This window comes from Streptomyces sp. NPDC111507 (assembly GCF_055638955.1).
In genome coordinates this window covers 378943-404454 of the sequence record NZ_JBVKBU010000004.1, presented here as the reverse complement: position 1 = coordinate 404454, position 25512 = coordinate 378943, and the positions used below count along the sequence as shown (strand labels likewise).

Annotated in this window: 17 protein-coding genes and 1 pseudogene; 10 read left to right on the top strand and 8 right to left on the bottom strand. The window is 70.9% G+C overall.

Translation table 11 applies throughout. From position 1 onward, the window contains the following. Window positions 1–54: 54 nt before the first annotated feature. Window positions 55–1383: an ABC transporter permease gene (locus ACZ7M2_RS19530; protein ID WP_471596308.1), complete on the bottom strand. Its 1329-nt coding sequence runs from the start codon at window positions 1381–1383 to the stop codon at window positions 55–57. Between the two features lie 111 nt (window positions 1384–1494). Between ACZ7M2_RS19530 and ACZ7M2_RS19525 the strand changes: the two genes are divergently transcribed. After that, a complete protein-coding gene (locus tag ACZ7M2_RS19525; RefSeq protein WP_352044194.1) occupies window positions 1495–2100 on the top strand; it encodes a TetR/AcrR family transcriptional regulator in 606 nt (201 codons plus the stop codon). Window positions 2101–2261: 161 nt separating this feature from the next. Here the strand turns inward: ACZ7M2_RS19525 and ACZ7M2_RS19520 are convergent. Next, a pseudogene (locus ACZ7M2_RS19520) lies at window positions 2262–3798 on the bottom strand (CehA/McbA family metallohydrolase). Window positions 3799–4038: 240 nt separating this feature from the next. On the opposite strand from ACZ7M2_RS19520, the gene ACZ7M2_RS19515 reads away from it, so the two are divergent. The 6 genes from ACZ7M2_RS19515 (at window position 4039) to ACZ7M2_RS19490 (ending at window position 12715) form a co-directional block, all read left to right on the top strand. Continuing rightward, a complete protein-coding gene (locus ACZ7M2_RS19515; RefSeq protein ID WP_471596307.1) occupies window positions 4039–6624 on the top strand; it encodes a bifunctional FO biosynthesis protein CofGH in 2586 nt (861 codons plus the stop codon). Between the two features lie 93 nt (window positions 6625–6717). Then, complete coding sequence (locus tag ACZ7M2_RS19510) at window positions 6718–7293, top strand: hypothetical protein (RefSeq protein ID WP_471596306.1); 576 nt, start codon at window positions 6718–6720, stop codon at window positions 7291–7293. 28 nt (window positions 7294–7321) lie between these two features. Continuing rightward, complete coding sequence (locus ACZ7M2_RS19505) at window positions 7322–9709, top strand: tetratricopeptide repeat protein (RefSeq protein WP_471596305.1); 2388 nt, start codon at window positions 7322–7324, stop codon at window positions 9707–9709. 416 nt (window positions 9710–10125) lie between these two features. Beyond that, a complete protein-coding gene (locus ACZ7M2_RS19500; protein ID WP_471596304.1) occupies window positions 10126–10923 on the top strand; it encodes a helix-turn-helix domain-containing protein in 798 nt (265 codons plus the stop codon). Between the two features lie 100 nt (window positions 10924–11023). Next, entirely contained in the window at window positions 11024–11371 is a 348-nt protein-coding gene (locus ACZ7M2_RS19495) for a DUF6247 family protein (protein WP_471596303.1), read from the top strand. A 228-nt stretch (window positions 11372–11599) separates the two neighbouring features. Continuing rightward, window positions 11600–12715 (top strand): ADP-ribosylglycohydrolase family protein, encoded by a 1116-nt coding sequence (locus ACZ7M2_RS19490; protein WP_471596302.1) that lies wholly within the window; start codon window positions 11600–11602, stop codon window positions 12713–12715. A gap of 135 nt (window positions 12716–12850) precedes the next feature. Here the strand turns inward: ACZ7M2_RS19490 and ACZ7M2_RS19485 are convergent, their stop codons facing one another. Both ACZ7M2_RS19485 and ACZ7M2_RS19480 read right to left on the bottom strand, forming a co-directional pair. Continuing rightward, window positions 12851–14431, bottom strand: coding sequence for a sodium:solute symporter family protein (locus tag ACZ7M2_RS19485; protein ID WP_471596301.1), 1581 nt, complete (start codon window positions 14429–14431; stop codon window positions 12851–12853). A 358-nt stretch (window positions 14432–14789) separates the two neighbouring features. Further along, window positions 14790–15575, bottom strand: coding sequence for an SDR family oxidoreductase (locus ACZ7M2_RS19480; RefSeq protein WP_190170723.1), 786 nt, complete (start codon window positions 15573–15575; stop codon window positions 14790–14792). A gap of 91 nt (window positions 15576–15666) precedes the next feature. On the opposite strand from ACZ7M2_RS19480, the gene ACZ7M2_RS19475 reads away from it, so the two are divergent. Further along, a complete protein-coding gene (locus ACZ7M2_RS19475) occupies window positions 15667–16506 on the top strand; it encodes a hypothetical protein (protein WP_471596300.1) in 840 nt (279 codons plus the stop codon). Between the two features lie 186 nt (window positions 16507–16692). On the opposite strand, the gene ACZ7M2_RS19470 is transcribed toward ACZ7M2_RS19475, so the two are convergent. The 3 genes from ACZ7M2_RS19470 to ACZ7M2_RS19460 all read right to left on the bottom strand — a co-directional run bounded on the left by ACZ7M2_RS19470 (window position 16693) and on the right by ACZ7M2_RS19460 (window position 19180). Further along, on the bottom strand, window positions 16693–16902 hold the full coding sequence (locus ACZ7M2_RS19470; protein ID WP_352044204.1) for a DUF397 domain-containing protein: 210 nt from the start codon (window positions 16900–16902) through the stop codon (window positions 16693–16695). A gap of 248 nt (window positions 16903–17150) precedes the next feature. Then, window positions 17151–18008: a helix-turn-helix domain-containing protein gene (locus ACZ7M2_RS19465; protein ID WP_352044205.1), complete on the bottom strand. Its 858-nt coding sequence runs from the start codon at window positions 18006–18008 to the stop codon at window positions 17151–17153. 416 nt (window positions 18009–18424) lie between these two features. Then, window positions 18425–19180, bottom strand: a complete 756-nt coding sequence (locus tag ACZ7M2_RS19460) for a GOLPH3/VPS74 family protein (protein ID WP_067372212.1) — start codon at window positions 19178–19180, stop codon at window positions 18425–18427. Between the two features lie 230 nt (window positions 19181–19410). Between ACZ7M2_RS19460 and ACZ7M2_RS19455 the strand changes: the two genes are divergently transcribed. Continuing rightward, window positions 19411–22200 carry a D-alanyl-D-alanine carboxypeptidase gene (locus ACZ7M2_RS19455; protein ID WP_471596299.1) on the top strand — a complete coding sequence of 930 codons (2790 nt, stop codon included), beginning with the start codon at window positions 19411–19413 and terminating at the stop codon, window positions 22198–22200. 460 nt (window positions 22201–22660) lie between these two features. Further along, a complete protein-coding gene (locus ACZ7M2_RS19450) occupies window positions 22661–24451 on the top strand; it encodes an MFS transporter (protein ID WP_471596298.1) in 1791 nt (596 codons plus the stop codon). A 154-nt stretch (window positions 24452–24605) separates the two neighbouring features. Here the strand turns inward: ACZ7M2_RS19450 and ACZ7M2_RS19445 are convergent, their stop codons facing one another. Beyond that, window positions 24606–25472 carry a MerR family transcriptional regulator gene (locus ACZ7M2_RS19445; RefSeq protein WP_471596297.1) on the bottom strand — a complete coding sequence of 289 codons (867 nt, stop codon included), beginning with the start codon at window positions 25470–25472 and terminating at the stop codon, window positions 24606–24608. Window positions 25473–25512: the final 40 nt, after the last annotated feature.

The following is a 25512-nucleotide window of genomic DNA, read 5'->3' as shown; positions in this document are numbered from 1 at the left end:
CACCCTTCGTGAGGCCGGCTCATGTGGACGGCCGCGGCCTCGGTGTGCTGCTGCTCAGCTGCCACCGTCGTTGCGGCGTGCGTGCGCGTGTGCGTGCGCGGGACGCCGGTCCAGCGAAGTGATGCCGGACCCCGGCAGGGCCGGGACCAACTCTCCGGAAGCCGTCGCACCGGTCTTCGCGTTGCGGGCTCCCCGGGATTCCCGCATGACCCAGTGGCCGAACATGACCGCGGTGATCCCGATGACGCTCCACAGAATGAGGACGGCAAGGTGGCCGCCTCCGCTGTTGCCGTCGAAGTACGCGGTGTCGCGAAGCAGGCTGGCTCCGGCGCCGGGCGGCAGCCACTGGCCGATGTCGTTCACTCCCTTGGGGAGCATGTCCGGAGCGGAGGTGGCGCCGGAGAAGGCGTTCCCGACGAAGACCATGAGCGCGGCGCTGAGTCCGAGGCCCGCCGGTCCGAAGAGTCGGATCACCCCGGCAGCGGTGGCGCTGATGGAGAGCAGGTCGAGCGACAGGATCGCCCACGTGGCCACGTGATTGTGGGGCAGCGCCCCGAGGAAACCCTGGGCCACGACATAGATACCGAGGGCTGCGACGGCGCATGCCACGAGAAGTGTCAGTACGCGGTGCCGCGGGCGGGCCAGGCCGCGAGCCATCGTGACGAACGCCCCGATCATGATGCCGCAGATCGTGAGCGGGAAGACCGATGAGCTGAACACCACGCCCCGGGGGTCGTCCGTGGCGACGGGCACCACGTCGACTGCCTTCACGAGGATCTTCACCGAGGAATCGGCACCGGCGGCTCCCTGCGGGGCGGCTCCCTGCGGGGTGGCTCCCTGCTGGGCTGCTCCCTGCTGGGCTGCTCCCTGCGGGGCGGCTGCCTGCTTGTGGGTCTTCGCCGAGGAATGAGTACCAGCGGCCTTCTGCTGCTCGGCCTTCTGGATGGCCTTCTGCTCGATGGCCTTCTGTTGGATGGCCTTCTGCTGGGCGATCTGCTGGGTGGCCTTGTCGGCCAGCTGCTGCCCGACCTGGGTCAGAAGCTGGGCCACGGAGGGGCTGGCGGCGGAGGCGCTCAGCACGGTGATGCCGTTGCCGGAGATGGCGAAGGCGCCGTAGACATCCCGGTTCTTGATCGCCGCACGTGCGGCTTGCTGGTCGGGATAGAGGTGGAAGTCGAACGCGCCGGGCCTGGCATGAGCCAGTCCCTCCACCGCGTTCTGGCTGGCGGGCCCGGTGCCCACGATCCCGACCGGGACGTCGCGTGGCGCGATCCGCCCCGCCGGCCAGGCGAACGCCATCACCGCCAGGGTGATCACTATGGGCAGCGCCACGGCGGCAATGGCCACTTCCCGCCATGCCGAGCGTCCTGACAACGGGCTCACGGTCAGCCCTCCCTAAAAAAAGAAATGATCGTTCTATTAGTTCCCTCAGTCTGGCCCCCTGCGCGAGCAAACGTCAACACGAATGTTCGTTTTTCTTGATAGGGTGAGGTCATGCCCAAGGTCACCCAGCAGTACATGGACGCCCGCCGCGAGCAGATCCTGGACGCGGCGCGCCGCTGTTTCCTCCGTGACGGATTCCACTCCGCGTCCATGCAGGACCTGTTCACGGAGGCGGGGCTGTCTGCGGGAGCGGTGTATCGGCACTTCACCAGCAAGGACGAGATGATCCTCGCGATCGCCGAGGAGAACATGCGCGAGGTCCTCGGCGTCACGCTCACCGTCGCCACGAACCGGCAGGACCGATCCATGGGGGCGGTCATGGCGGAACTTCTCGACGTGATTCGGGTCAAGTCCGCCGACGGGAACCTGGCCGGGCTCGCTGTTCTGGTCTGGGGAGAGGCCATGCGCAACCGCTCGGTGGCGCAGAAGCTCGACCAGCTCATGGGCCGCATGCGCGCCGACCTGGTCATCATGGTCCGTGACCACCAGGACCACGGCGACCTGCCCACCAGTGTGACGGCCGAGGCGATCGCTTCGGCGATGCTCTCCGTCCTCCCGGGCTACATCCTCCAACTGGCCTTGCTCGACCCGGCTGTCGTGGCCGGGGTGCCTGAAGCGGTGCGGGCGTTGTGGCCGGAGCCGGCCGGCGAGCGCTGAGCGTTCTCCCCGCTTCTCGACCAGCGGCACCAGTCGGCCGACGGCCCCGTCGGGAAGTCATGGATCCCGCCCGAAACCCGTGCCGCGTGCGGCACGGCAACGGACGGGAAGCCAGAAGCCCCGGGCTTCAGCAGCCCGAGGAGCACGTCACACCAGCCGACTCATGTCCCCAGGAAAATCGGGTTGGTGAACGCCGCCAACGCCCCCGGTACCGGGCCCACCGCCGTCTCATGGCGCAACTCCGCGCGCACGTAGGCCGCGTACTGCGCCGTCGTGTTCCAGTCCACCGTGCCCGAGCCCGAGACCGGCAAGGGGTCGCTCGTGAAGAGGACGCCCTGGTCGGTGACGAAGCGGACCGTGCAGCGGGGGGGCGCCGGTGGCCTCCAGGCGGACGGTGACCGGGGTGCCGGGGGCGACCCGCAGGCGCTCGCCGATGCCCGCGTGCTCGCCCTTCGCACCGGCCGCCGAGAACGTCAGGGACACCAGCTTCGACTCCGCCACGTAGGAGCGGCCCGCACGCAGGCCCTCCTGGATGGCCTCGCGGGTCAGGTCGTCGGCGAGGACGACCGTCTGCGGGGTGCCGACCGGGTCGGGGTCGCGGTGGGCGTCGCTGTTGCCCATCGCCGGGAGCCAGGAGCGGTCGGCGGCGCCCGAACGGACGGCCGCCACCAGCGTGTTGTCCCAGTCCGCGAGGGTCACCTCGTCGTCGGGGGTGTACGGGCCGTTCCACACCTCCACCGCGTCCGCCTCCCCGAAGCCGAACTTCCAGCCGCAGCCGACGCAGGTGGCGTGCGGGTGGGCGGGGACGACGAGGCCGCCCGCGCGGCGGATCTGGCGGGCGAAACGGCCGAAACGGTTGTCGCGGGCCCGGTAGCGCCAGTCGACGAACGTGCCGGGGTCCGTACCGAGGGCCACCACGTGACCGTTGCGGGTCGTGACCTCCTCGCCCAGCATGATCAACAGGTCGTCACCGGCCTGGTCCGCCCAGTGGGCGTGCGAGCTGTGCGTGTTGTGGTCCGAGGTGTTGATGAAGTCCAGGCCCGCGGCGCGCGCCAGCGCGGCGATCTCCGCGGGGGTGCGGCGCCCGTCCGAGTACCAGGAGTGCAGATGGCAGTCGCCGCGGTACCAGGCGCGGCCCCGGCCCTTCGCACGGGACGGCGGGTACGCCGGGGCCGGGGTGGCGGCCTGCTCCCCGTACGTCAGCGTGATCGTGACCTCGTACGGCAGGCCCTGCGGCGCCACCGTGTAGGGGCCGAGCGCGATGTGCCAGGTGCCGGCGTGGATCCGGCCGGGGATGTAGCCCGGCGTCGCGTCGTCCGCGCGGACGAAGAACTCGGTGCGCGCGCCGCCCGACCAGCCGCGGAAGCCCTCGCCGCCCAGGGCCGTGCCGCGCTCGTCGAAGAGGCCGATGTCGAGCGCGTTGCCCGCGGTGCCGGCCGGGACGGACGGCTTCTCGTAGGTGTACGCGACGTGGATCTCCCGCACCCCGCGCGGGACCTCCACCGGGAGGTACACGAAGTCCGGTGATCCGGTGGGCAGGGTGCCGGACACCGTACGGGTCTGGGTACGGTCGGTCGCGTCGGAGCCGCTCGCGAAGGTCACGCTTCCCAACGTAAGGGCGGCCGCCGCCCCCGTCACGAACAGCGCGCGTCTGCCGATGCCGTCGAAGCTTTCGATGCCGTGCTCGTCCTCGCACATGCTGCTGCTCCCAGGGTGTCGTGAGAGTGACATGGGTGGTGCACGTTGGCACGTACAACCCTGGTAGTCGGCTGTGAACTGCGGGGCAAGGGAAGGAAATCGACAGCTTTCGGGGAGGCGGCGCGCCTGCCGGGGCCCGACCCGCGCGGGGCGCCAGTGGCACCCTGTAACGATCCGTGGCCCCGGAGGAATACGGCCACGCCCTGTAGCGCCTGATCACCGCGATCGTATGCTCGAACGATGACGACCACCGCGACCTCCGGAACCGGCCCGACCGAGAACTCCATGCGTCGCGCCCTCAAACGCGCCCGTGACGGCGTCGCCCTCGACGTGACCGAGGCCGCGGTGCTGCTCCAGGCGCGCGGCGAGGCCCTCGAGGACCTCGCCGCCTCCGCCGCCCGGGTACGGGACACGGGCCTGGAAGCGGCCGGCCGGCCCGGCGTCATCACGTACTCCAAGAGCGTCTTCATCCCGTTGACCCGGCTGTGCCGTGACAAGTGCCACTACTGCACCTTCGTCACCGTGCCGGGCAAACTGCGCCGCGCCGGGCACGGGATGTTCATGTCGCCGGACGAGGTCCTCGACGTCGCCCGGCGCGGCGCGGAACTCGGCTGCAAGGAAGCCCTCATCACGCTCGGCGACAAGCCCGAGGACCGCTGGCCCGAGGCCCGGGAGTGGCTGGACGCGCACGGGTACGACGACACGATCGCGTACGTCCGTGCCATCTCCATCCGGATCCTGGAGGAGACGGGACTGCTGCCCCACCTCAACCCGGGGGTGATGTCCTGGACCGACTTCCAGCGGCTCAAGCCCGTCGCGCCGAGCATGGGCATGATGCTGGAGACGACGGCGACACGGCTGTGGAGCGAGCCCGGCGGTCCGCACCACGGCTCTCCGGACAAGGAGCCCGCCGTACGGCTGCGGGTCCTTCAGGACGCGGGGCGGTCGTCCGTTCCCTTCACCAGCGGGCTGCTGATCGGGATCGGGGAGACGTACGAGGAGCGCGCCGAGTCGCTGTTCGCGCTGCGGCGCGTGTCCCGGTCGTACCACGGCATCCAGGAACTGATCATCCAGAACTTCCGCGCCAAGCCGGACACGGCGATGCGCGGGATGCCGGACGCCGAACTGGACGAACTGGTCGCCACGGTGGCCGTCGCCCGGCACATCATGGGACCGGCCGCCTGCCTCCAGGCCCCGCCGAACCTCGTCGACTCCGAGTACGGGCGGCTGATCGGCGCGGGGATCGACGACTGGGGCGGGGTCTCGCCGCTCACCATCGACCACGTCAACCCCGAGCGGCCCTGGCCGCAGATCGAGCAGCTGGCCGAGCAGTCGCGTGCCGTCGGCTTCGAACTGCGCGAGCGGCTGTGTGTGTACCCCGAGTTCGTGCAGCGCGGGGAGCCCTGGCTCGACCCGCGGCTGCTGCCGCACGTACGGGCGCTGGCCGACCCGGAGACGGGGCTCGCCCGGGAGGACGCCGTCGTCGAGGGGCACCCCTGGCAGGAGCCCGAGGAGGCCTTCACGGCGTCCGGGCGCACCGATCTGCACCACACCATCGACACCGAGGGGCGCACCGGCGATCGCCGGGACGACTTCGACCTCGTGTACGGCGACTGGGAGGCGCTGCGGGAGGCGGCGGCGCCCGGGATGCTGCCCTCCCGCATCGACACCGACGTCAGGGCGGCCCTCGCGACCGCCGCCGACGACCCGACGAAGCTCACCGACGACGAGGCGCTCGCGCTGCTGCACGCGGACGGTCCGGCGCTCGACGCCCTCTGCCGGATCGCGGACGACGTGCGCAGGTCCGCGGTCGGCGACGACGTCACGTACATCGTCACCCGGAACATCAACTTCACCAACGTCTGCTACACCGGCTGCCGTTTCTGCGCCTTCGCCCAGCGCCGCACGGACGCCGACGCGTACACGCTGTCGCTGGACCAGGTGGCCGACCGCGCCCAGCAGGCCTGGGAGCTCGGGGCCGTCGAGGTCTGCATGCAGGGCGGCATCCACCCGGACCTCCCCGGTACCGCCTATTTCGACATCGCGAAGGCGGTGAAGGAGCGCGTCCCCGGCATGCACGTGCACGCCTTCTCCCCGATGGAGGTCGTCAACGGCGCGACGCGTACGGGGATGTCCATCCGTGAGTGGCTGACCGCCGCCAAGGAGGCCGGCCTCGACACGATCCCCGGCACGGCGGCGGAGATCCTCGACGACGAGGTCCGCTGGGTTCTGACGAAGGGCAAGCTGCCCACGGCGACCTGGATCGACGTCGTCACGACCGCGCACGAACTCGGCATCCGCTCCTCGTCCACGATGATGTACGGCCATGTGGACCAGCCCCGCCACTGGCTCGGCCACTTCCGCACGCTCTCCCGCATCCAGCAGCAGACCGGCGGCTTCACCGAGTTCGTGACACTCCCGTTCATCCACACCAACGCGCCGGTGTACCTGGCGGGCATCTCCCGTCCGGGCCCGACCACCCGCGACAACCGCGCGGTGGTGGCCATGGCCCGCCTCCTGCTCCACCCGCACATCCCCAACATCCAGACCAGCTGGGTGAAGCTGGGCACCGAGGGCGCCGCGGAGATGCTCCGCTCCGGCGCCAACGACCTCGGCGGCACGCTGATGGAGGAGACCATCTCCCGGATGGCGGGCTCCTCGTACGGCTCGTACAAGTCCGTCAAGGACCTCATCGCCGTCGCGGAGGCGGCCGGGCGTCCGGCGAGGCCGCGGACGACCCTGTACGGGGAGGTCTCCGAGGAGCGGCAGCGGGCGGCGGAGGTGTCGGACGGGCACCTGCCGGAGCTGCTGCCGGTGCTGGAGTGACGGCCGAAGAGTGCGGTGGCCCCGGGCGCGTCGGAGTACGATGATCCGACCCTCGGTGGAGGGCCCAGAAGCCCGGTGAATCCGAGGAGTTGCGTGTCCGTGCCTGCCCGACGGCTTCCCTCCTGGATCTGGGTCACCGGTCTGACCGCGGCGGCGATCGTGGGCGTCACCGCCCTCGCCGCGCAGGCCGACCAAGGGGCGCACCCGACCGCCGCCCACGCCGCCGGGGCGAAGCCGTCCGCGTCGGCGAGCCCGGGGCCCTCCGCCTCGCCCAAGAAGGCCGAGCCGGTCGCCGTGCCCGACGGCTCGGGCACCGGACGGCGGATCGTCTACTCGCTCGCCCAGCGGCGCGTGTGGCTCGTCGACACCGGCGAGGCCGTCCGCCGCACCTTCGCGGTGTGGCCGGGCACGGTGAGCCCGGCGCCGGGCCGGTACGCGGTGTCGACCACCGTCCCCTCCACCACGGGAACGGACGGCACGAAGGTCGAGAACATCGTCTACTTCACCGTCGCGTCCGGCGTGAACATCGCGTTCTCCAACGCCCAGGACGGCTCCTCGCCACAGCCCGCGGCGGGCGTGAAGACCGGCGGGATCCGTATGCACAGCGCGGACGGGGACGCGGTCTGGGCGTTCGGCGCCAAGGGGACGAAGGTCTCCGTGGTGAAGTAGCGGCCAGGGCGATGGAGGGGGCGGACGGATGGGGCGTGCGCGGCCGTCGATGCAGGAGCTGATCCAGCAGCGCAGACGGGCAGGATTCGTGGGGCGGAGCCACGAACGGGCTGCCTTCCGGCGGAACCTGGAGCTGCGGCCCGAGGACGAACGCCACCGCTTCCTCTTCCATGTGCACGGCAACGCGGGGGTCGGAAAAACCTTCCTGGTGAGGGAGTTCGAGCAGATGGCCCGGGACTGCGGGGCCGTGACGGCGTACGTCGACGAGAGCGTCGATGGGGTGCCCGAGGCCATGGGCGCGATCAGCCGCCAACTCGGTCTGCAGGGGCGGAGGTTCAAGGAGCTGGATCGGCTGCTCGCCCTTCATCGGGAGCGGCGGCACGAAGCCGAGGCGGTCGCCGTGGTCGACGCCGAGCCCGGTGAGCCCTCGGCGGCCGGTCTCGTGGTGGCACGCGCCGGACTGGTCGGACTTGGCATGGTGCCGGGCGTGGGCGCCTTCGCGGGCGCCCTGGACGCGGGCCAACTCGCCCAGGCCGCTGACAGGGTGCGGGCGAGCCTCAGCGCCCGCTTCCGCAGCCAGGAGGACGTGCAGCTGGTCCTGACACCCGAACGGGTGCTGACGCCGGTGCTGCTGGGCGAGTTGTCGCAGGTGGCGTCGGCGGTGCCATGGGTCGTCCTGTTCTTCGACACCTACGAACGCACGGGGCCGTTCCTCGACGGCTGGCTGCACGAGGTGATGACCACCGACCGTTACGGCCTGCTGCCCGCCGATGTCGTCATCGTCACCTCCGGCCAGCGCCCCTTCGACACCGCCCGCTGGGGCGGCTTCGCGGACTTCATGACGGACGTGCCGCTCGGACCGTTCACGGAGGCGGAGGCGCGGGGGCTGCTCGCCGGCAAGGGGGTGGTGGCCGAGCCGGTCGTCGACGAGGTGCTGCGGCTCACGGGCGGGCTGCCGGTGCTGGTGTCGACCCTCGCGCAGACCCGGCCCACCGATCCGGACGGCGTGGGAGACCCGAGCACGACGGCAGTGGAGCGGTTCCTGAAGTGGGAGCCGGATCCGGTGCGGCGCCAGGCCGCCCTGGCGTGCGCGCTGCCACGGCGCCTGGACGCGGACGTGTTCCGGGTGGTCGTGGACTGTGCGGACACCGAACTCGACGCCCTTTACGGCTGGTTGCGGGAGCGACCGTTCGTCGACGAACGCGGCGACCGGATGCAGTACCACGACGTCGTACGGGCCCCGATGCTGCGCCTCCAGCGCAAGGGCTCGCCCAGGCGTTGGGCCGAGCGGCACGAGCGGCTCGCGGCGGCCTTCGCCGGGTGGCGGGAGGAGACCGAAGCCGCACTGGAGGACGGCTACGGGTGGGCCGACGAGGACTGGCGGGAGCTGCGGCTCGCGGAGTCCTACCACCTGCTGTGCGCCGCACCCCGCTCCGCGCTCCCCGCCGTCCTCACCGACGTCGTGGATGCCTGCGGTCAGGCGGACGACCTGGTGAGGCGCTGGATGCGGCTGCTGGCCGACGCGGGAGAGGACGCGGACGCCCAGGCCGTGCGGGCCTGCGGAAGCGACCTGACACGGGCGCTCGACGAGGGAGGCAAGCCCGAGGTGCTCCGGCTGCTGCTGGGCCGGGCGCGGGGCGACGAGCCCTGGCGGGCGCGGGCGCGGGCGGAGCTGGCCGACTCCCTCGCGCGGGACGGTGCGTACGAACGCGCCCTGGAGGAGTACGGCCGCGCCCTCGCCCTGGACCCGGACCTGGTGCGGGCCCACCGGGGGCGGGCCCTGACCCGCAGCGGCCTGGGCGACCACGAGGGGGCACTCGCCGACGTCGAGCGCGTTGTGGAGCTGGAGCCGGACAACCCCTACAACGTCGTCCTGCGCGGCGAGTACCACCGCCTCCTGCGCCATGCCGACGAGGCCGTCCGGGACCTGAGCGAAGGCATTCGACGCGACCCGGCCAGCGCCTTCGCCTGGGCCTCCCGAGGCGCCACCCACGAGCGCGCCGGAGACCTCGACGCGGCCCTCGCCGACTTCGGCCGCGCGCTCGACCTCAAGCCGGACTACGCCTGGGCGCTGGGCCGCCGGGCCCGGGTCTGGCGCGGACTCGCCGAACACGACCGCCAGTTGGCCGACCTCGACCGGGCCCTCACGCTCTGGCCCGACTGGGGCTGGGGCCACTGCGAACGCGGCGACGCCCTCCGGGTGGCGGGCCGCCCCGAGGAGGCCCTCGCCGACTACGACGAGGCGCTCACCATCGACCCCGCGTACGCCTCGGCCCACGCCAGCCGGGGCGCGGCGCTGGCCGACCTGGGGCGCCGTGAGGAGGCACTCGCCGCCCTGGACCGCGCGCTGGAGCTGCGCCCCTCCTACGAGTGGGCCGCCGCCCTGCGCGCTCGCCTCAGCGGCGGACCGAACTGACGAACTCCGTCCAACCGGACGCGCGGGGTGACCGGGTCCCGTGCATCAAGGACCCGGAGGACGATGAGGCGGAAACCGGGCGCGGACTACTGATCGTTGCGGCGTACGCGCACCGCTGGGGCGTCGACGAGGCACCGGCCCACGCGAAGACGGTCTGGGCCGAACTGGCGCCGGGACGCGGGGGAATGTGACCCGGTGGCTCCCGACGTCAAAGACCAAAGAACCGGGGAAAGAACCGAACCCACCCCCACCGCCCCCGTCGATCACCCGCCGGAGTGAATATGCCCAACTCGACTGGCGCGGAGAGGCACTTGTGGTGCAGCGTCAGCCGCAACAGCCGCAGACATGCATCGGCCCCCGCCGGGACGGCAATCCCAGTGCGAGGGCCTGATCACCAAGGAAGAAGTCGCTTCCCGATGACTGAAAAGCAGCCTAGCGCGCCCGCGCACCCGAAGACCCGGCATTCCCACTCCGGCGTCACCCACGTGAACGAACCCCATCACGACAACTTCACCGTGGTCGGCAACCACCTCGCCCAGCACCCCGAGTTGTCGCTGACGGCGATCGGCCTCGCGACCCACATCCAGTCGCTGCCCGCCGGGACCTCCATCGGGATCAAGGTGCTGGCGGCCAAGTTCCCCGAGGGCGAGATCAGGATCGCCGCCGCCCTGCGGGAGCTGGAGGAACACGGTTACCTCACGCGTGCCAGGGAGCGTCTTCAATCGGGCCGAGTGACGACCCGGACGATCTCGTACAACAAGCCACGGCGGGCGGCGGTAGCAGCCAGCACGCCCACCGAACCCCACCGTCCGGTCCCGCAGGCCCCCGCTCCCACGACCGTCGCGCCACCGCACCACACAGCCGCCGACCTGCTCTCCGGCCTGCGGGTTCAGGACTCCCGTCTGCTGCTCACCGAACGGGATGTGAACCGCCTGGCGCCCTCCGTCGACGCCTGGCTGGAGCGAGGTGTGCCTCTCGCCGCCGTACGGCGGACGCTGACGAGCGGTCTGCCCGAGGACCCGATCAAGCACCCGGCGGCCTTCCTCGCCCACCGCCTCACCGCGCTCCTGCCTCCGCCCCTCCCCGCCGCTCCACCACCACTGCGCCCCCACCGCCCGGCCCCCCTCCAGACCTGCGACGGCTGCGAGCGGGCCTTCCGGGCGCCCCAACCAGGCCGGTGCCGTGACTGCCGCACATCGACCAGCGCGGCGTGACGGGCCTCGGAGCATCCGCATGACAAGCGCCGCCGCAGCAGCGCACCACTCCCTCCGCCGGTACCGTACGAGGACCGGGCCACCCGCACCGGAGGTCACCGTGAGCGCCCAGACCGACGGCCCGTACGGACCGCTGATCCCCATGCCGGAACTCAACCCGGACGCGTTGCGGGCAGCGGTCGCGCGGATCGCGCCGAGCCGCGTCCCCGCCCTCACACAGCACCTCTTCGAAGCCACGACGAATGCCCAGCAGACGCAGAGCCTCGCGCCACTGCGGGCCTTCGTCCACTCCTGGGCGGTGTTCGTGGCGATCGAGCGACACCCGCAACGTGCCGCCCGTCTGCGTGAACTGGAGCGCATCGTGGATACGGGCGAGCAGGACCCGGCAGAGGCCGTCGTCGCAATTCGCTCGATCCGGGAGGCGGCCGAGGCGGAGGCCGGACTGTGACGGATTGGGCCTGGGACTACAACCCGAGTGCCGAGTACGTCACCGGCGGGCTGTCGTCAGGCGTCGGAGCGGATGCCGAGGGAGCCTTGCCCTCGTCACCGACCGGGACTGACCGGGCGGGTTCACTCGTCCCGCACTCCGTATACCGATCGTGCCCTGAACGGACCGTTCCCGGTCGATTACAGTGCTGAGCTGTCGGACGTACGGACTGTGCCTGGGGAGGTCTCGGTGGGTGCGACAGCCGGTGCCGTCTGGGGCCGTGCGGAGCAGCAGGACTTCCGTAGCCGGGTACGGGGGACCCTGCTGGGCGCGGCCGTCGGGGACGCCCTCGGGGCGCCGGTCGACGGGCTCACCCTGGAGGGGATCCGGGAGGCCCACGGCGCGGAGGGGCTGGTCGACCTCGCCTTCGGGCACGGCCGGCGCGGCTCCGTCACCCACCTCACCCAGCTGACCCTCTTCTCCCTCGACGGTCTGATACGCGCCCAGGTACGCCGTGACACCGGCGCCTGGCATCCGCCCACCGACCTCCACCGGGCGTACCGGCGCTGGGCGTCCACCCAGAGCGACTGGGGCCCCGACGAGCGCCGCAAGGACGACGGCTGGCTGGCCCGCGAGGAGTGGCTGTACGCCCGCCGCGACCCGGCCCGCGCCTGCCTGATCGGCTTCGGCGACGACATCATGGGCACGCTGGACGCGCCCAAGAGCCCCGGCGAGCTCGGGCCCGAGGCCGCCGCCCGCTCGGCGCCCTTCGGGCTGCTCGTCGGCTGGGAGCCGCAGCTCGTGATGCAGCTCGCCGTCGAGTGCGCCGCGCAGACGCACGGGCACCCCACGGCGTACCTCGCGGCGGGCGCGTACGCCGTCATCGTGCACACGTTGGCTCGTGGCGAGAGCCTCGACGGGGCCGTGCAGCGGGCGCTCGCGATCCTCGCGGCGCGGCCAGGGCAGCAGCCCGTCGCGGACGCGCTCCAGCATGCGCTGGGGGCCGTGCGGCAGGGGATGCCGACGCCGGGGCGGGTGGAGGAACTCGCCGGGGACGGTACGGCGGAGGGGTTGCTCGCGGTTGCCGTGTACTGCGCGCTGGTGGGCGACGACATCCGGCACGGCCTGTGCCTCGCGGTGAACCAGGGTGGGCCCTCCGGTGTCGCCGGTGCGCTCACCGGGGGGCTGCTGGGCGCCCTGCACGGCGAGACGGCCCTCCCGCCCGCCTGGCTGGCCGAGCTGGAGGGCCGTCCCACGATGCTGGCCCTCGCGGACGACTTCGCGATGGAGATGACCCAGGGCCCGGCCCTGCACGGCCCGGGCGGCTCCGCACCGGGCTGGCTGGCCCGTTACCCGCGGGCGTAAGCCTTCCCCGCGCCCTGAGGGGGCGCGGGGAACCGCGCGACCAGCCCCCACCGCCCCGCAGCCGAACGACGGCCCCGGTCGAGGCCCCCGGCGACCGGCGGCCGGCAGTCGTCCGACCGCCGGCCGCCGGGGTTCTCAGACGCCGGACGGGCTGGCGGTGCCGGCCCCGTCCGCGGCTTCCGCCGGGGCGGGAACCGCCGCCGCCCCGGCCCCGCCCTCGTCGTCATCCGTGTTGATCTTCTCGATGATCGCGTCGCGCTCCGGCGTGTCCTCGGGCTTCAGGAAGCCGATGAGGATGTACAGGATGAGGGAGATGACCATCGGGACGGCGACCTGGTACTGCAGCTTCACATCGGTGCGCTGGGAGAAGTCCAGGTTGTAGTTGACGAAGAAGAACGCGAGCAGACCACAGGCCCAACTGACGAGCGCCGCCGTCGGACCGGACTTACGGAACGGTCGCAGCAGACCCAGGATGAACGGGATCGCGATCGGCCCCATGAGCCCCGCCACCCATTTGATGACGACCGTGATGATGTCCTTGAACGTGGGGGAGTTGACCTGCGTCGCCACCGCCATCGAGAACCCGAGGAAGGCGACGGTCGTGATCCGCCCCGCGATGAGACCGGTCCGGGTGTCCCAGGCACGCGCGGCCCTGGAGAGAACCGGCGCCACGTCCCGGGTGAACACCGCGGCGATCGCGTTCGCGTCCGACGAGCACATGGCCATCGTGTGCGAGAAGAAGCCGACCACGACCAGACCCAGCAGCCCGTGGGGGAGGAGCTGTTCGGTCATCAGACCGTACGCGTCCGAGCCGTCAGGCTTCTTCGCCGTGACGAGGAGCGGCGACAGCCACATCGGGATGAACAGGATCACCGGCCACACGAACCAGAGCGCGGCGGACAGGAAGGCCGACTTCGTGGCCTGCTTGGCGCTGCCCGTCGCCATGTAGCGCTGGGCCTGGTTCCACATCCCGCCGTTGTACTCGAACAGCTTGATGAACAGGTACGCGATGAAGAACACCGTCAGGTACGGCCCCGCGAATCCGTTCGCGTGACCGTGCAGCTTCGGCGAATCGAGGGCCTTGGACAGGCCACCCTGGTCGGAGATCTTGTTCAGCACGATGATCAGCATCGAGAGCCCCGCCAGCAACTGGATCACGAACTGACCCAGTTCCGTCAGCGCGTCCGCCCACAGACCGCCGATCGTGCAGTACACGGCCGTGATGCCACCGGTGATGAGGATGCCCTGGGTGATCGTGACCCCGGTGAAGACGCTCAGCAGGGTCGCGATCGCCGCCCACTTCGCACCGACGTCCACGATCTTCAGCAGAATGCCCGACCAGGCGAGCGCCTGCTGCGTCGGCACGTTGTAGCGGTCCTTGAGGTATTCGAGCGGTGAGGCCACGTGCAGCCGGGAGCGGAGCCGGTTGAGCCGGGGCGCGAACAGCTTCGCGCCGAGCAGCACGCCGATGGCGATGGGCAGCGCCCAGGTGACGTACGAGGTGATGCCGTACGTGTACGCGATACCGGCGTACCCGGTGAACATCACCGCGCTGTAGCCCGACATGTGGTGCGAGATGCCGGACAGCCACCAGGGCATCTTGCCGCCCGCGGTGAAGAAGTCGCTGACGTCGTCCACACGCTTGTGGGACCAGACACCGATCGCGGTCATGACGCCGAAGTACGCGACCAGGACGGCCCAGTCGAAGCCGTTCATGTGCCCCCTCCAGGGGTCCGCCTTGTGAACCTGCAGATACCGGACGGCACTTCGCCAGTACGCACATGGGGCGGCGCCCCGTGCGGGAGCGGGGGCTTTGGGGATTGAACCGCCGTTCGGAGGGGGCGGTCAAGACCTTTCTCGGTCACAGATATGAACACAGATCAGAAAGCAGAACGATTTTGCCTCCACTTTACCCGTACGGCTGTTGTCGTGCTCGTGACGTGGACCACACCATGAGCGGGCACTTCGTCAGACCACGCAGGCAGGTTCACACCGACAAGTCGATCAGGCGTACGGGATGCGGGTCCCGCGCGGCTGGGAGGGGACGGCCGACTGGAGTCCACCATCGGTTCCGCTAGCGCATGAGTTCGCCGGCGTTCACGAGCAGCGACTGCCCCGTGATCGCCCGCGCCCGGTCGGACGCCAGGAACACCGCGGCGTCCGCCACGTCCCCGTCCGTGGCCAGTTCGGGCAGCGCCATCCGCTCGGTGAGCCGCTGCAGGACGTCCGCCTCCGGTACGCCCTCGGTGTGCGCGGTGAACTGGACGTACGCCTCGACGGGCGGCCCCCACATCCACCCCGGCAGCACGGTGTTCACACGGACGCGATGCGGGCCCAGTTCCCTCGCCAGCGAGTACATCGCGCTCGTCAGCGCGCCCTTGGACGCCGCGTACGCCGCCTGCCGCACCTGGCTCGGCGCGGCCACCGACGACTGCGTCCCGATGATGACGACCGAGCCGCCGCACACCTTCAGCGCGGGCAGACAGGCCCGGGTCATCCGCAGGGTGCCCAGCAGATTCACATCGATGACCGACTGCCAGGTGGCGAAATCCGCGTCCTCCAGGCCGCCGAAGTAGCTGTCCCAGGCCGCCACGTGCACCACCGCGTCGATCCGCCCGAACCGCTCCGTCGCGAGCTCCGCGAGCGCCTCGCACTGCTTCTCGTCCGTGATGTCCGTGGCCCGGTACGCCGTGTGCGCGCCGTCCGGGTCGAGCTCGGCCGCGGACGAGGCGAGATTGGCCTCCGTGCGAGCGCCCAGCACCGCGTTGCCCCCGTCCCGCACGACGGCCGCCGCGACCTGATGGCCGAGCCCGGCCCCGACCCCCGAGACGACGACCGTCTTCCCCGCGAGCAGTGACATCGAAAGCCTCCCCGGCCCTGGCGCATTGTCTGACGGAGCGTCAGAGTATGGGCGTCCGCCGGAGGAAGGAAGAGCGAGGAAGGGGATCGTCATGTCGGAGGAGACCCGTAGCGACGTGTACGCGGAACTGGCCGCCCTCGGCCCGTACGGCGTCCACCCGGGCCACGCCCTGATCACCATGGTCGAGCCGCACCCGGGCCACGAGTACGCGTACAACCGCTGGTACGAGGACGACCACTACTACGCCGGCGCGATGGCCATGCCCTGGATGTACGCGGGCCGCCGTTGGGTCGCCACCCGCGATCTCCAACTCCTGCGGTACCCCGAGAAGTCGGCGGTCGCCCAGCCGGTCACCGCCGGCTGCTACCTCTCGACGTACTGGGTCACCGAGGGCCGCTACGACGACCACATGAGGTGGACCGTCGGCATCAACAAACGGCTGAATCGCGACGGTCGCGTGTACCAGGACCGGACACATGTCTTCACGGCATTCCAGGACCACGCGGCCACGGTGTACCGCGACGGCGCCGCCGGGCCCCGCGACTTCCACGCCCTGGACCACCCCTACGCGGGCCTCGTCCTCCAGGTCGTCGACGCCGACTCCGCCGACCGGCGCGCCGAGCTGCTGGAGTGGCTGCGCGCCCGCCACCTCCCCCGGCGCCTGGCGGGCTCCCCGGCCGCGATGGTGACCGTCTTCCGTCCCACCCCGCTCCCCGGCGACCGCATGACGTACGTGAAGCAGGTCGAGGGCGTCGACACCCGGCTGACCCTCCTGTGGTTCCTGGAGGCGGACCCGAGGGAGTGCTGGGAGGACCACTTCGGCGGACTGGAGGAAGCGGTGGCGGAAGGGGGCTTGGGGAGGGTGGAGCTGGTGGCCCCCTTTGTTCCGACGGTGCCGGGGACGGACAGGTACGTGGATCGCCTGAGGTGAACGGGCGGCGCCCTATGGCACGATCGCCGTCTCGACACAGGCTTTTGCGCCCCGGAGGCGAACCGAGCCCAAAAAAAGGGGGATAGCCCCCTCGGCCAGGACGGCGGGCCAGTCGAGAGGGCTATTTCGGTGGTGCGTATGCGGTTGGTCGGTGCAGTTGTGGTGGTGGATGCAAGTGTCGTCGCATCAGGCGAGGTCGAAAGCCCCCCGGCTGACCTCGGCCACGAAGGCGTTCCACGAGTCCGCGGGGAACGCCAGCGTGGGGCCCGCGGAGACCTTGGAGTCCCGTACGGCCATCGCCGCGAGAACCGGGGACTTGACCTCGACACATGCGCCGTTGCCGGTGGAGTAGGAGGACTTGGTCCACGTGTCCGTGGCGCCTTGCTGGATTGCCATGTTCGCTCCGGATAGCCAGTTGTTGAGAGTTGCTGTCACCGCACTGCGGGTTCGCTACGGAACTCGCCGTGCGGTTTGCGCCAACGTTGTTGCTCGATGGCGTGATCGACGCTACTCGCCAACATCGGCGGGCGAAGGGGCCGTTCACTCGACCGGGTGGCATATACCAGTGGAGTCTTCCGTCTGGACGTGGTGAGGGTGTACTCTGCGGCACTTTCCCGCCGGGAGCCCGTTCTCCGGGGTGCGCGTCAGCGCGCGTACTCCTTGGCGATGTCCGCGATGAACTGCCGCGACTGCTCCACGTTCAGAGCCTGTGCCCGCAGATGCTCATACATCACGCTGTATTTCTGGACGTCGTTCGCCTTCTCCAGATACAGGTCACTGGTGACGCCCTCGATGTAGACCACGCTGGAGTCGGCCGCGTCGGGGAACTCCAGGATCGCGTACTGCCCGTTGAGCCCCGGGTGCGCGCCCATCTCGAAGGGGATCACCTGCACGGTGACGTGCGGGAGCTGGGACTGTTCGACGAGGTGTTCCAGCTGGTCGCGCATGAGGGAGCGGTTCCCGACGACGCGGCGCAGTGCGGCCTCGTCGAGGACGGTCCACAGCCGGAGCGGGTTCTCCGGGGCGGAGATACGTTCCTGTCGGCGCAGCCGCACCTGGACGCGCTTGTCGATGTCGGCGGAAGCGGTCTCCGGCAGCGCGCCCGCGATCAACGCCTCGGCGTACGGCCGGGTCTGCAGGAGGCCGGGGACGACCTGGGGATCGTAGACGCGAAGTGACGCGGCGTCGGTTTCCAGCCCGATGTAGACGCTGTACGGGATGTCGCCGAAGGAGTGCCACCAGCCCTGCTGGCGCGAGTCCTTGGCCATCTGCATCAGAGAGTCGACGATCCGGTGGTCCTCGACCTCGTAGACCCCGCACAGATCGCGGACGTCACGCTGGCTGATACTGCGCCGTCCGTTCTCCAGCCGGCTGATCTTCGACTGCGAGACCAGCAGCCGCTCGGCGACCTCTTCGGCCGTCATGCCCTTGAGCTCGCGGAGCCGGCGCAGCTCCTGGCCCAGCCGGCGCCGCCGGACGGTGGGATTGACATTGGACGCCACGGGACGTGCACCTCCGGCTGCGGGCCTCTACTTTGCGTATCTGCTGTTGAGCAGACTGCCACCAAGGTGCGTTCTACCGCTGGAAAACACCGGATATGCACTGGGTACACGCCTGTTCGGAGATCTGGCGCGGATATCACGCGGATCGCGTACGCGTACGTCGCCTTCACTCGTACCGTCCGCATATGCGCGACACCCGCGAAATGCGGCCGCGCGGGGCGGTGGGGCCGTGTCGTCGTCCGGACGTACGGCCCCACCGCCCCGCGCGAGCCAGCGGCTCCCGGACCGGGTCTTGGGGACTGCGGTGCGGCGCTGAGGTCGTGCTTGCGGTGCGTGGCGGTGCTCTTTGTGGTGCGTGGCGGTGCTGTGGTGCGTGGTGGTGCGTACGGTGCCTGGTGGCGCCGTGGGACTGCGGCTCAGTGGACCACGGCGCGCGCCATGGAACCGTGGCGCGGTTGCATCGGAACACCGCGGGCGGGTTCCGGTGCGGACCTGACGCCGGCGGTGGCCGGACGGCCTGCCGGTGCCGGGTTGCGGCGTGGCTGTGCACCCACACCGTTCTGAACGTCCATGACCGCGTGGGCCACGAGGCCGCCCATGGGGTCATGCCTGATCAGGTCCCGTAGCCGGGAGCGGGACGAGCGTCCCTCGTTGCCCGGATACAGGTGCTTGCCGAGTCCGACCGCATGGGCCAGCGCGGCGAGCGCCGCGGTCCGCGGGTCCGGCGGTACGCCGGTGCGGATCGCGCTGTCCAGCCGGGACCTGATCTCCCGGCTGATCTCCGTGTCCGTCGCTTGGTAGCGAGTCGTCGGAAGCACCCCGCACATCTGGCCGGCCACGGCATGGACCATGCCGCACCTCTCCAGATGCGAGAGGTAGGTCTGGCGCAGCCCCAGTCGGGGTCCGCCAATCCAGTTGACCGCGCGTACGGGTGCTCCGCGTCGGCGAAGCAGTTCCAACGCACAGTCCAGTGTTGGATCTCCAGTCGGCCGTGGCTGCACCACGGCGATACGATCCCCGTCTGGGGCTATCCGTCCGGCCAGCGCCAGCTCTACTAGCTGTGCTCCGGCCAGACCGAGGTCGAGCGACTGCGGCTGTGCGGTGGTACCCGTGGTCGGGTCCAACGCCAGCAGCAGAAGCTCTTCCGGAAGAGTTCTGCGGCTCCTGCCCATCCATGCCTCCCCGCGTGGATGAATGACAGGGTGACCCCTCTCACATTGGTCTGTCGAGAGTGCCTGACCGGTTCGTTATGGAACCAGCAGGTATGTCGTTCTCGTCTACTGCAGGGGTTAAGCCCGCACACAGGACACTGGTACATGGTTCGGACAGCGATGTCCGGGCGGCGGGTCAAGGGTTCACGGTTCGTTGGGCGCCCGGTGGGTGGCGCACGGAGGAGGCATCGGTGGCGGGCGAGTCCCCCGACAGGTCGAAGCAGCACGAGTCGTCGGCATCGTCGGCAGAAGCGACGCCGGGGACCCCGGCCGCGGTTCCGGGCTCGAACCGGGCCGCCGCGGCGGCGGCCGACCCCCGTCTGGCGGTGGCCCGCGAACGGGCCGCCACGGTGAGGGTGGATCAGGCGACGGCGGTGTTCTCGACGCGGGCGTTGGCGGAAGGTTCCGCCGGGTCCGGAGGGAAGGGCCCCGTGGAGGACGCGCGACTGCGCGAGGCCGTGGCCGCCTGGGTCGCCGGGGCGGACGAGGAGGCCCCTGAGGGGGAGTCCGAGGTTCCGGAAGCCTCCAAGGGCCCGGAGGGCCCCGACAAGGCCTCCAAGGGCGCGGAGAAGGCCGGTACGGCGGCGAAGGGCGCGACCGGGACCGAGGCTGACGCTGAGACCGAGGCTGGGGCCGAGGTTGAGACGGGGGCTGGGGCCGAGGTTGCGGCTGGAGTTGGGGGCGAGGCTGACGGGGAGTCGGCTTCGGGGTCCGACGCCGGTGCTGACATCGATGCCGCCGCTGATGCTGACGCCGACGCCGACGCGGGCTCTGACGGCAAGTCCGAGTCCGGGTCCGAGGGTGAAGTTGAGGCCGAGGGCGCGGCGGCGGATGACGCCGATGCTGACGCCGAGCCGACGACGGACGCGAAGTCCACGGCGGACGCGAAGTCCACGGCGGACGCCGAGCCCGAGACGGCGTCCGAGCCCGAGACGGCGTCCGAGCCCGAGACGGCGTCCGAGCCCGAGACGGCGTCCGAGCCCGAGACGGAGACCGAGACCGAGACGGAGACCGAGACCGAGGACGCGAAGCCGGCGGAGGCGAAGGACTCTCCGGAGGACGCGTCCGAGACGTCTGAGTCTTCGGGGAAGACCTCCGAGGGCGCCGAGACTTCCGAGGACGCCGAGGACGCCGAAGGTCGTGAAGATTCCGCGAGCCCCGAGGCCACTTCGGACGTCGAGGACTCCAAGGACTCCAAGGACTCCAAGGACTCCAAGGACGCGGCGGCTCAGAAGGACTCCAAGGACACGCCGCCCGCCGACGGTTCGGCGTCCGCCGATGACTCGCCGTCCGCGAAGGCGGCCCCGGACACCGACGACGCGTCCGAGCCCCCCGTCGACCAGCCCACCGCCATCTTCAAGGCGCCGAAGCGCCCGGCGGTGGACCAGCCCACCACCATGCTCAAGCTGGGCGGTGCCAAACCGGCCACCGACAAGCCCACGGACCAGTCGAGGGCCGACCAGCCCAAGGCCGACCAGCCCAAGACGGACCGGCCGAAGCCCGAGACCCCGTCCGAGCGCACCAGCAAATTCGTGGCCCTCAAGCCCCTCGACGAACCGGTGTCGAGGGTGAAGCCGAAGGCCACCGCGACCCCGTCCGTTCCCTCCGCCTCCTCCTCGCCCGCCGGGGTGGCCCCCGCCGACGCCACCGCCGCCCTCCCGCAGGTCGGCCCCGAGCGCACCACGCAGCAGCCGCTGCCGCCGAAGCCGCCGCTGGACCTGCTGGCCGAGCTGACGAACACGCCGCCGCCCGCCCAGACCCCGGTGCGGACGCTCGCGCGCCGGGTGAAGATCTGGACGCCGCTGGTCCTGCTGCTCGCGGTCGTCTTTGCGGTCGCACAGTCACTCCGGCCGCTGCCGACCCCCACGCTCGACCTCACCGCCGAGTCCAGCTACACCTTCGGCGGCGGCGACGCCTCCATCCCGTGGCCGTCCTCCGGTCAGGGCGCGCTCGACGTCCAGGGCATCGGTTCGTTCGGCACGTCCGGCGCGCAGAAGGCGGCGCCGATCGCGAGCGTCGCCAAGGTGATGACGGCGTACCTGATCCTGCGCGACCACCCGATCAAGTCCGGCGACGGCGCGAAGATCAAGGTGGACCAGAAGGCCCAGGACCAGTCGGACGCCGGCGACGAGTCGACGGTCAACGTGCACGCGGGCGACACCATCACGCAGAAGGAGGCCCTGGAGGGCGTCCTGATCGCGTCGGCGAACAACGTGGCCCGGCTGCTGGCCCGCTGGGACGCCGGTTCCGAGACGGCCTTCGTCGCCAAGATGAACGCCGCCGCCAAGGACCTCGGGATGACGAACACGACGTACACCGACCCGTCCGGCCTGACGAAGACGACCGTGAGCACGGCCTCGGACCAGGTGAAGCTGGCGAAGGCCGCGATGAAGGAAGCCTCCTTCCGTGAGGTCGCCCGGATGATGGAGTACATCGACTACAAGGGCACCAAGCACAGCAACTGGAACCACCTCGTCGGCTCGAACAACGTCATCGGCATCAAGACCGGCACCACCACCGCGGCCGGCGGCAACCTCGTCTTCGCGGCGACCAAGGAGATCGGCGGCGAGGTGCGGACCATCGTCGGCGCGGTGATCAGCCAGGGACCCGGCGGCTCCGACAACACCATCCTCGGCGGCGCCCTGGCCGCGGGCGACAAGCTGATCCGCGCCGCGCAGGCCTCGCTCAAGTCCGCGACGATCCTGAAGAAGGGCGATGTCGTCGGTTACGTCGACGACGGGCTCGGCGGCCGTACGCCGGTCGTGATCACCAAGGACGTCACGGCGGTCGGCTGGGCCGGACTCAAGGTCAAGCTGTCCTTCGTCTCCTCGGAGCTGCCGCACTCCGCGAAGGCCGGTACCAAGGTGGGCTCGCTCACCGTGGGTGACGGCGGCAGCAGCAGTGCCGTGCAGGTTCCTGTCGAGCTCCAGAAGGATCTCGCCGAGCCGGGCTTCGGCGCCAAGCTGACCCGCGTGAGCTGAGCGGCCGTACACGGCGGGCCGAGCGGACGTACGCAGGAGGGTGCGGGCGTACGGGTACGGGTACGGGCGTACGAGTGGGGCGCGCTTCCGGCAGGGGGCGTATCCCCCGTACGCCGGAAGCGCCCCGAACGCCATGTGAACGCGCCGTGAGCCCGCCGTGAGCGCGGCACGAACGCACCGCACCCCGTCGGGGCGCCCCACCCGGGAGCTCCCCGGCGGGGTGCGTGCTAGCGTCGCGAGATCGGGGCAGGTCGCGGGCCGCGGGTCCCGGGCCGAACACGAGAAAACGGGACACGGGAGCCTTGCAGTGGCGACAGCGGAGCCGACACACGCCGACGACGCCGATCCTGGACCAGGTCCTGGACCGGATCGCGGACCGGGCTCGCGAATACGGCTGCCCGCACACGCCCCCGACGGCCTCACGGACGACGAGCCGCGGGAGCCGGTGACGCGGGAGCCCGTGACACCTGAGTTCAAGGCGTCGGAGTCCAAGGCGTCGGAGTCCGAGACGTCGGAGTCCGAGACGCAGGGCCGACGTACCCGCCTCAAGACCTTCGCCCTGCGCCACCCTGTCGCCTTCGTCACCGTCGTGGCCGGCCTCCTGCACGTCGTCTGGTTCTTCACCTTCGCGAACAGTGGCGGAGACCTCGCGGCGCAGGACGCGTGGGCGGAGTTCGTCGGACGGCACCCGGACTCGGCGTACAACCTCGCCTGGTACGGCGGTATGCACCCGGTGTCGTACAGCGTGGTGTCGCCGTATCTGATGTCGGTCCTCGGCGTCCGTACGACGATGATGATCGCCGGGACGATCTCGGCGGGCCTGCTGACGATGATCCTCATCCGCAGCCGGGCGATACGGCAGCCGCTGGCGCCGGCCTTCGCGGGTGTCTTCGCGCTCATCTGCAACGCGATTTCGGGGCGCGTCACGTACGGCCTCGGCATGGTCTTCGGGCTCGCCGCGGCGGCCGTGGTCTTCTGCTGGCCGTACCGCTGGCGCTACAAGCGCTGGGTGAAGGCCCTGTGCGCGGCGCCGCTCGCCGCGCTGGCGACCGCCGCCTCGCCGGTGGCCGGACTGTTCGTGGGCCTGGTCGCGGTCGCCCTTTTCCTTCAGAAACGCCGTCCCGGCGCGTACGCGCTCGGCATCGCGCCGGCCGTCGTCGTCGCGCTCTCGGCCTGGCTGTTCCCCTTCTCCGGCACCCAGCCGATGTCCTTCGGCTCGGCCTCGCTGCCGCTGATCTCCGCCGGGCTGGTCTTCGCGCTCGTTCCCAAGGAGTGGAAGACGGTCCGGATCACGGCGGCGGTGTACGGACTCGCCGTGCTCCTCGTGTGGCTGATCAGCTCGCAGATCGGCTCGAACATCACCCGCCTCGCGATGCTCCTCGAGGGTGTCGTGCTGCTCGCCGCGCTCCCCTTCACCGTGCCGAAGTCACGCAAGTGGTACGTGACCGTCCTCGCCTTCACCGGATTCGTCGGGTGGATCGGCTTCAAGTCGGTCGACGACATCATCCATACGACACCGGCGGCGTCCTGGGCCCGCGAGCTCGCTCCGCTGGTGAACCAGCTCCAGGTCGTCGGTGCCGAGAAGGGCCGCGTGGAGGTGGTCCCCGCCCGCTCCCACCGCGAGGCGTCCGCGCTCGCGCCGTACGTGAACCTCGCCCGCGGCTGGAACCGCCAGGCCGACATGGAGCGCAACCCGCTCTTCTACGACGACACCCTCAACTCCGCGAACTACCACGAGTGGCTGCAGCGCTGGGCCGTCCACTACGTGGTGCTGCCCAAGGGCGAACCGGACGGGGACGGCGGCGAACGCGAGCGCAAGCTGGTCCAGCGCGGCATGCCCTACCTACGCCAGATCTGGGGCGACGCGAACTGGCAGCTCTTCTCGGTCACGGATCCCATGCCGCTGGCCGATCCGCCGGCCGTCGTCGACCGGGCGGAGCAGGGCGAACTGACCATCGAGGTGAAGAAGGCGGGCCGGGTTCTCATCCGCATCCCGTACTCCCCGTGGCTCGGGCTCGTCGACGCCAAGGGCAAGAGCGTGAAGGCTCCGCAGGAGACGCAGAAGTCCAAGCACCGTGCGCAGGGCACGCCGAAGACGTACGACAACCTCAACGGCTGCCTCATGGAAACCGCGGAGAACGCCTCCGGCGACAAGTGGACCGAACTCCTGGCCCCCGCCCCCGGCACCTACCGCCTCGCGGCCCCCTACCAACTTCCCCGGGGAACCCCGTGCCCCGAGGAACTGCGCTGACCTGACGACTGCGCCGGTCGGCCCGGTGGGGGCTGCGCCCCAGGGGCGCGGGGAACTGCGCGCCGAGCCCCCAGGGACGGGTCGGGTAGGGGCGGCGGGGGCGAGGAAGGCCCTTGGCCCCGCCCCGGCGCCCCGCGTCTCACCTCACTTCACGTCACTTCACGGGAAACGCCACGTCACACACCGCGTCCTCCGGCCCCGCCGCATCCCAGTCCGCGAAGTACACCTCCCGGCAGGGACCGTCGTACGACAGCCCCCGCTCCCCGATCCACGCCTCGACCGCCTCGAACGCGGCGATGATCTGCGGATGAGCCACCTGAGCCTTGGTGATCCGCGCGTACGCGAGCCGTCGCGCCGGCTCCACCCGCACCCCGATCCCCGAGGCCCGCCCCCGCTTCTCGGCCCACGCCCGCGCAGCCTCCTCGTCGGCGACCGGCACACACGACTCGGCGGGCCCGTCACTCTCCATGGTGACCTCGGCGTAATAGACGACGAAGGGCGAGCCGGTCGTCCCGCCGCACTCCCGCGCCCCGTCCTCCAGTCGCGTCAGCGAGGCCGGAATCCAGACCGGCAGCTCATCCGCCAGCGTGTGCCGCTTCTCCGTCAGCACCACCCGCTCCGGCAGCTCCACCGTCTCGACCACGAACTTCCCGTACATGTCGGTACTCCTCCCGGACAGCCTTCCACGGAGGTACTCGGCGAGCGTCCGCTGCGAAGCGAACCGGGCCTCGGCATCCGCCCAGTACGTGGCGAGGAGCACGGCGCCCTGCGCCGCCCCGGCCTCCACCACCTCGGCGATCCGCGCGAGCGGCATGTCGAGCTGCCGCAGCAGCGCGACCAGCCGGGCGCGCTCGACCTGGTCGGCGCGGTAGTAGCGGTATCCGCTGACCTCGTCGACATGGGCCGGAGCGAGCAGTCCGAGCCGGTCGTACAGCCGAAGCGCCTTCGGCGAGAGCCGCGCGCGGGCGGCGAACGCGCCGATCGTGAGCAGTTCCTGTCGCACGAGCCCATCCTCCGTCACCGGGCGCCTTCCGCCCGGTGACAAAGGACGCTGCTCCCTG

Coding starts and splice junctions, on each gene's coding strand:
- ACZ7M2_RS19485 (WP_471596301.1), bottom strand. CDS start 14,431: ATGAACGGCTTCGACTGGGCCGTCCTGGTCGCGTACTTCGGCGTCATG.
- ACZ7M2_RS19480 (WP_190170723.1), bottom strand. CDS start 15,575: ATGTCACTGCTCGCGGGGAAGACGGTCGTCGTCTCGGGGGTCGGGGCC.
- ACZ7M2_RS19460 (WP_067372212.1), bottom strand. CDS start 19,180: ATGGGCAGGAGCCGCAGAACTCTTCCGGAAGAGCTTCTGCTGCTGGCG.
- ACZ7M2_RS19470 (WP_352044204.1), bottom strand. CDS start 16,902: ATGGCAATCCAGCAAGGCGCCACGGACACGTGGACCAAGTCCTCCTAC.
- ACZ7M2_RS19475 (WP_471596300.1), top strand. CDS start 15,667: ATGTCGGAGGAGACCCGTAGCGACGTGTACGCGGAACTGGCCGCCCTC.
- ACZ7M2_RS19515 (WP_471596307.1), top strand. CDS start 4,039: ATGACGACCACCGCGACCTCCGGAACCGGCCCGACCGAGAACTCCATG.
- ACZ7M2_RS19525 (WP_352044194.1), top strand. CDS start 1,495: ATGCCCAAGGTCACCCAGCAGTACATGGACGCCCGCCGCGAGCAGATC.
- ACZ7M2_RS19505 (WP_471596305.1), top strand. CDS start 7,322: ATGGGGCGTGCGCGGCCGTCGATGCAGGAGCTGATCCAGCAGCGCAGA.
- ACZ7M2_RS19500 (WP_471596304.1), top strand. CDS start 10,126: ATGACTGAAAAGCAGCCTAGCGCGCCCGCGCACCCGAAGACCCGGCAT.